This window comes from Nitrosomonas sp. Nm51, assembly GCF_900111165.1.
Lineage (GTDB): Bacteria > Pseudomonadota > Gammaproteobacteria > Burkholderiales > Nitrosomonadaceae > Nitrosomonas.
In genome coordinates this window covers 20,880-28,075 of record NZ_FOGH01000034.1, presented here as the reverse complement: position 1 = coordinate 28,075, position 7,196 = coordinate 20,880, and the positions used below count along the sequence as shown (strand labels likewise).

The window sequence follows — 7,196 nt, the reverse complement described above, 5'->3', positions numbered from 1 at the left end:
GCGCACAGGCAATATTTGACTCAGGAAGTAGACGCATGGGTAAAGCAAAGAAACATGAAAAACAGTGAAATGAACTGGCGCTTTACGACGGAAGATGCCCGCATTAAATTAAAACATCTTTATCCGTCATTTTAAGGTGGACGATGTACTAGTTTTGCGTTTCTTCTCGACTGCAAATATGCTCCAGCAATCCCGAGCTGGCCTCCTCAATCATGTCAAGCACCACTTCAAAACCTTGATCGCCGCCGAAATAAGGATCAGGCACTTCGTGATTACTATAGGTACCGGTACTATAACGCGTCATTAATTCAAGCTTGTGGCTGAACTGATCGGGGCAACGTTGCTGTAAAAGCGAAAGATTTTCATTGTCCATTGCCAGGATATAGTCGAATTTTGCAAAATCATCCCGGTGAACTTTGCGGGCGCGCAAACTATCCATTTGATAGCCGCGCTTTAAAGCCGAGCTTTGCGCGCGGCGATCCGGAGGATTACCAACATGATAGGCATGCGTTCCGGCAGAATCAATAAAAAAAGCGTGCGCTAAGTTGGCTTTTTTTACTGTGTATCTGAACACGGCGTCCGCAGTTGGTGAGCGGCAGATATTGCCCATGCAGACGAAAAGCACTTTAACTTGGCTTTTGGACTTTGGTTTCATAAGCGGATCTGTATAATGAATTGTTTCAGAAATGTCATTATACAATTTTAGAAACCGTCTGGTCAAAAACATGTTATTTATCATGGAATACGGATTTTAATATAAAGTTATTTGGTAACTGCTAATCCCCCAAAAAAAGTTAAAAAACACTTGACAGGTTTTTAGTCGGTAAAAATTTGATTTCGCACCATAGCAAGAAACTCCCACAATAACTGTCTGTAAGTAACGACAAGCTATTGTAATTGCAACTTTGGTTTTTTGCTCAGGCAGGCTCGTTTGAGCTCAGTCAGCGGACAAATGATGCGTCAAAAAAGCCATGATATGATGGATTTGTTGAGAACAATCCATTGATATTATTGTGGCAAGCCTGGATAAAACTTCAGTTAGAGAAGAAGTCAGCCGTTTAAAAGCGGACTTTGATCGGCTTAACACTGAAGGAGAAATATCCACTGAGATTCAAGCGGTCATGAATGGCTTGTTCATGGTTGTTGAATTGATTCTGGCTATCTTTCTTGAGCGCAGCACCAAAAAGAACAATAAGAATTCCAGCATACCAACCTCGCAGACAGAAAAAGATGAATCAGCTTTGGGTCATCCCGGCAGTAACGGCAAGGGAAAAAGCGAAAATAAGGACCAGGCCAGGAATACCCGCGTTAAAGAAACCGTGACGGTCTCCCAAGTTCTCACTTGCAATGTTTGTGCGGAAGACCTGAGTAATGTTGCTTGCATTGACCATGAAAGGCGCGTTTCCCTCAGATAGGCACGCCTTTTACAGTATGACGAATGGCTTAATGGCACAAAAACCTGATCCTTTTGCCCGAAAAACAAGCAGAATTGCACATAACACATGACGACACACCCCAAAATAAAAACCATTAAAAAGAAGGTATAGCAATCCAATATCGAAGCTTATATAGAAACTTATCGCTAACGCTTACATCCATATCCTCCACCTCCAGGCGTCTCAATCACCACCACATCTTCTGCCTCAAGCTGCACACTGGCAGTGGAGTCCAGTGCTTCGACAACACCATTGCTGCGCTCCACCCAATTGCGGCCCGGCTTCCCCGGTTGCCCTCCCTGCAAACCAAAGGGAGCAATACGCCGATGATTGGACAGGATCGCCGCATGCATGGCTTCATTAAAACGAATGCGGCGAATAACACCGTTGCCGCCTGTGTAGCGGCCCTTACCACCGGAATTTGGACGGATTGAGAAGCTTTCGAGTCTGACCGGATAGCGCGACTCAAGCACTTCGGGGTCGGTCAGGCGCGAATTGGTCATGTGCGTGTGCACGGCACTCTGGCCGTCGAAACCGGGACCCGCGCCTGCGCCGCCACAAATCGTTTCGTAATACTGGTACTGATCGTTGCCGAAGGTGAAATTATTCATCGTTCCCTGCGCAGCAGCCATGACACCGAGCGCGCCGTAAAGGGCATCTGTTACGCACTGACTGGTTTCCACGTTGCCGGCGACCACGGCTGCGGGATATTGCGGGTTAAGCATGCAGCCTGCGGGCGCGATGATTTCGATCGGTTTCAGGCAGCCTGCATTGAGGGGGATGTCGTCGTTCACCAGTGTGCGAAACACATATAAAACGGCTGCACGGCACACCGGCAGCGGCGCGTTGAAATTATTGGGGCGCTGCGCGGCGGTGCCGGTAAAATCGACCACAGCCTTGCGCGCCTGTCTGTCGATGCGGACTGCGACACAAATGATAGAACCGTCATCCATTTCATACACAAATTCGCCGTCGGAAAGAACATCCAGCACGCGCCGCACGGTTTCCTCGGCGTTGTCCTGCACATGCTGCATATACGCCTGAACCACATCGAGGCCAAAATGACCGGCCATGTGTATGAGTTCCTGGACGCCTTTTTCGTTGGCGGCGATTTGTGCGCCAAGATCGGCGATATTCTGTCCCGGGTTGCGTGCCGGGTATGGCCCGCCGGTGAGCAATTGATGGATTTCTTCACGCAGCAACTGGTGATTACGCACGATCTGTAAGTTGTCAAACAGTATACCTTCTTCCTCAACCGTTGTGCTGTCGGGCGGCATGGAACCCGGTGTGATGCCGCCGAGGTCGGCGTGATGGCCGCGCGAAGCGACATAAAAAATCACCTGGCTGCGCTGTTCATCAAATACCGGCGTGACCACGGTAACATCCGGCAAATGCGTACCGCCGTTATACGGCGCATTGATCGCAAAGACATCGCCGGGTTTCATACCGGCATGTCCGGCTATCACGGCTTTGACGCTTTCCCCCATGCTGCCCAGATGCACCGGCATATGTGGCGCGTTGGCGACCAGACTGCCGCTGCGGTCGAAGATGGCACACGAAAAATCGAGCCGTTCCTTGATATTGACCGACGAGGCGGTATTCGCCAGCGTCGCTCCCATCTGCTCGGCGATCGACATGAACAGATTATTGAAGACTTCAAGCATTACCGGATCGGCTTTTGTACCGATACTGTTACGCTGCGGCCGCGGCTCATGGCGTGTCAAAATCAGCTCGCCATTAATCCGGCGACCCACCTGCCAGCCCGGCTCAATGACGATAGTCGCATTGGCGTCGCTGATGATTGCCGGCCCCCGGATCACATTGTCTGTCTGTAATTGCCCCGACATGTATACCGATACTGCATGGTTCTTTCCGCCACTGATCATACAGACGGTACCGGCTGGTTGCGTTCTGTCATCGGTATCGGTCTTCGGATCAACGCAGACTCGTCTATCGCCTTCTGTATCAGCCGTCGCGCCAATGGCCTCCACTGATATTGTGGCAATCACCAGACTGCGGTCCGGCTGAATAAAACCGAACTGGTGCTGATGCAGTCCGGCAAAATCCGCTTGCAGCTGCGCAAGCGGCGCGAATAACACCGTCAACGCGGTATCGGTGCCCTGATAACGCAAATCGATTTTTTTGATCAGCGTGACCTTTTCAGGCGCAATACCCTGATTGACGACCTCGTCCTGCGCCAACTGCGCGAGCCTGTCCAGCGTCTGGCTGACCGCTTGCAGCGTTTGCGCATCAAGCGCCGCTTCCACCGTTTCGGCTTGAATGGCGGTGATATTGGCAAGTCCCATGCCATACGCAGACAGCACGCCTGCCAGCGGATGAATCACGATTGATTCCATGCCCAGGGCATCGGCCACCAGACAGACATGCTGACCCGCCGCGCCGCCAAAACCGTTAAGCGCATAGCGGGTAATGTCATGGCCCTTTTCCACCGAAATTTTTTTGATCGCGTTGGCCATGTTCTCAACCGCGATCCGCAGAAAGCCTTCCGCCACCTGTTCTGACGTAAAGTCTTTGCCGCTCGCCGCCGTTATTTCGCTGGCCAGTTGCGCAAACTTCTTCCTGACAATGGCCGCATCCAGTGGTGCATTAGCATCCGGCCCGAAGATATACGGAAAAAAGTCCGGCTGGATTTTGCCGAGCATGACATTGCAATCGGTCACCGTCAGTGGACCGCCGCGCCGGTAACACGCAGGCCCGGGATTCGCGCCCGCGCTGTCCGGACCGACACGGAAGCGGCTGCCGTCAAAATGCACGATTGAGCCGCCACCCGCAGCAACGGTATGGATCGCCATCATCGGCGCACGAATGCGCACGCCGGCCACCTGACCGTCGTAAACTCGTTCAAAACTGCCGTCATAGTGGCTCACATCGGTCGATGTGCCGCCCATGTCAAACCCGATCACCTTGCTGAAACCTGCCTGTACCGCGGTACGCACCATACCGACCACGCCACCCGCAGGGCCGGACAGAATACTGTCCTTGCCCTGAAACCGGTCAGCCTGCGTCAGGCCACCGCTCGATTGCATGAACAACAACTGCGTATCTCCCAATGTAGACGCAATCCGGTTGACATAGCGCCGTAGAATCGGAGACAGGTATGCATCCATCACCGTGGTATCGCCGCGCGACACGAGCTTGATCAGCGGGCCGGCCTGATGGCTGACGGAAATCTGCGTAAAGCCGATGTCTTTGGCAATGCGCGCAGCCGTCAATTCATGCGCATGAAAACGATAACCATGCATAAATACAATCGCCACCGCGCGGATGTCCTGTAGATAGACGCGGCGCAGTTCAGCGGTCAGGACTGCCTCGTCGAGCTTCTCAATGATCTCGCCATTCGCGCCCATCCGCTCTTGCGCTTCAATAACGGTTTCATAGAGCATTTCCGGCAACTGGATATTCAGGTCGAATAATCGCGGGCGGTTTTGATAGCCGATGCGCAATGCATCGGCGAAACCTTTGGTAATAACCAGCGCCACACGCTCACCTTTGCGTTCGAGCAGCGCATTGGTAGCAATCGTCGTGCCCATTTTGACATGCGCAATCAAATGCGCCGGAACAGCCTGACTCGATGCAACACCCAGGACCCTGCGAATGCCCGCCAGCGCCGCGTCGCAATACTGTTCCTGGTTTTCGGATAACAGTTTGCAGGTTTTCAGTTCGCCTTCAGCCGACCGCGCCACAATGTCGGTAAACGTGCCGCCACGGTCTATCCAGAATTGCCATTGCTTATCGTGGGTGGCGCCAAATTGCGGATCACACATAAAATCCCGGTTATTACGAAGGAAAATTCAATGATCGAACTGATGAATAATACATCACTGATCCGCTTTGCGGTTTTTCAACGTAATCAACACACCAATGGCGGCATGGGGCAATCAATCAGATCGGCAATTGCACGAAACAATTCGGCTTCCGCTATCGACACCTGCCCATCCGCGGCAATTGCCTTAGCACATGCCTTGAGCAGCAACGGTTTTGTCAGCGGCGCCAGTTGCGCCAGCTGATCCAGTGCTTCGCCAACCCTATCCAGCTTCAGTTCGCCGGCTGGCAATAATACAACATCCAGACCGGCCAGTTTTTCCCTGGCCACTGCAAAAGCATGTTCCTTACTTACCGCTTGCGGTTTCCCGGCATGCACCAATAAAGACAAAACCAGGGCACACGCCTGTTGCACCTGCGACAGTTTCAGCTGTCCCGACAGCTGCTTCTTTTCCTCAAATGCGATATCCAGGTGGTGTACTACAATCTTTTGCAGCGTCCATTCAAACAGACGAATCCGGGCATCCATCGCCACCAGGGCATCAAGATTTTTTTTGAACAGCAGATATTGCCGTTTTGACAGCTGACGCAATGTCGACAGCGCAATATCCAGCGCCGGCAATCGATACGCCAGTTTCAGTTTGGCGAATTTTTCCGTCAGCTTGACGGTTTCGGCATAAACGCCGTCATCCGCCGCCGCGGCCAAATGCCGCAACTGCTGTTGGCGCATGGCCGGCGCGTTATCCAGCACCATAAAATAAATCAAGGCGCGAGCGGCAAACGGATCACGCGCGGCTTGTTTGATTTCAGCTGGCAGTTCGCTTAACACCTGATGCGCGTAATTGACTTGCGCATCGTTTAACCGGCCGATTCTGCCCACAAAGGCGCCGCCGGCCATCCATCCGGCTGCTTTGTGGCGCGCCGCTTGTGCAGGCAATCTCTCCACTTCCTGCAATGCTGCGATTGGCTGAACATCGAACTTTCCGTCCCAATCGGGTTCAATCTGACGGATGCGTTTTTCCAATGGCGGATGGGTGGCGAACAGACCGGTGAATGTGTGCCTGATACCGTCCCCAAAAAGCGCGTGACTGATTTCCGCGCCATTCGGGTTTTGCAATGCCGAACCCAGGGCATCGCTGCCAATACGTTTGAGCGCGCCGGATATGCCATTCGGATTGCGGGTAAACTGCACGGCAGATGCATCCGCCAGATATTCACGCTGGCGGTTTACTGAAGCCTTGATCAGATTGCCAAAAAAAGTGCCGCCGTAGCCGATCACAACCAAACCCAGAGCCAGCGCCACGACACCTGCGCCATTCCTGGTGCTTCTGGAGCGGCCGCCTGTACGCAGCAAATAGTAACCAATCAAGCCGAGAATCATGATGCCGTGCAAAATACCGATCAGCTGGATGTTTAATTTCATATCGCCGTTTAGGATATGGCTGAATTCATGCGCGATCACGCCCTGCAATTCATCCCGGCTCAATTTCTCAATCGCTCCGCGCGTAATACCGATCACGGCATTGCTGGGCGAATCACCGGCTGCAAAGGCATTGATACCATCTTCATGCAACAGATAAACAGGCGGCACCGGCGTACCAGACGCGATCGCCATCTCTTCCACCACATTCAGTACCCGCTGCCTGGACGTATCGCCGCTACCGTCGATAATCAACGCGCCGCCCATCAGCTCGGCAACTTTTTCGCCACTACCGTTAAGACTGTATATTTTGTACAAACTGCCAAAGGCGACAATCGCCAGCACACCCAGGCCGATTTTCAAAAACGTATGCCAGTCAAACTGCCGCTGAAAAGTTTCCAGCGTCAGTTGCTGCGTATTGACATGGCCGAACGCAACCATCACCAACAGATTGGCCAGAACAATCAGCGTAAAAACGGCCAGCGAAAACAGCACAACCAGCATGGCCGTGCTGTGCCGCGCCCTGTCCTGTAATTCAAAAAAATTCATGCCCCGGC

Annotated in this window: 4 protein-coding genes and 1 pseudogene; 2 read left to right on the top strand and 3 right to left on the bottom strand. The window is 52.7% G+C overall.

Features of this window, described 5'->3' with window-relative positions:
• Nucleotides 1-135 (top strand): annotated as a pseudogene (locus BMY60_RS10870) (IS630 family transposase); the annotation flags it as partial.
• 13 nt (nucleotides 136-148) lie between these two features.
• Here the strand turns inward: BMY60_RS10870 and BMY60_RS10865 are convergent.
• On the bottom strand, nucleotides 149-655 hold the full coding sequence (locus tag BMY60_RS10865) for a low molecular weight protein-tyrosine-phosphatase (RefSeq protein WP_090333584.1): 507 nt from the start codon (nucleotides 653-655) through the stop codon (nucleotides 149-151).
• 358 nt (nucleotides 656-1,013) lie between these two features.
• Here BMY60_RS10865 and BMY60_RS10860 point away from each other — a divergent pair, with 358 nt between their 5' ends.
• Complete coding sequence (locus BMY60_RS10860) at nucleotides 1,014-1,415, top strand: hypothetical protein (protein WP_090333580.1); 402 nt, start codon at nucleotides 1,014-1,016, stop codon at nucleotides 1,413-1,415.
• Between the two features lie 167 nt (nucleotides 1,416-1,582).
• Here the strand turns inward: BMY60_RS10860 and BMY60_RS10855 are convergent, their stop codons facing one another.
• Both BMY60_RS10855 and BMY60_RS10850 read right to left on the bottom strand, forming a co-directional pair.
• The gene (locus tag BMY60_RS10855) at nucleotides 1,583-5,221 is read right to left on the bottom strand and encodes a hydantoinase B/oxoprolinase family protein (protein ID WP_090333578.1); all 3,639 of its coding nucleotides are present in this window, start codon (nucleotides 5,219-5,221) and stop codon (nucleotides 1,583-1,585) included.
• Nucleotides 5,222-5,307: 86 nt separating this feature from the next.
• Nucleotides 5,308-7,188: a M48 family metallopeptidase gene (locus BMY60_RS10850; RefSeq protein WP_090333577.1), complete on the bottom strand. Its 1,881-nt coding sequence runs from the start codon at nucleotides 7,186-7,188 to the stop codon at nucleotides 5,308-5,310.
• Nucleotides 7,189-7,196 lie beyond the last annotated feature (8 nt).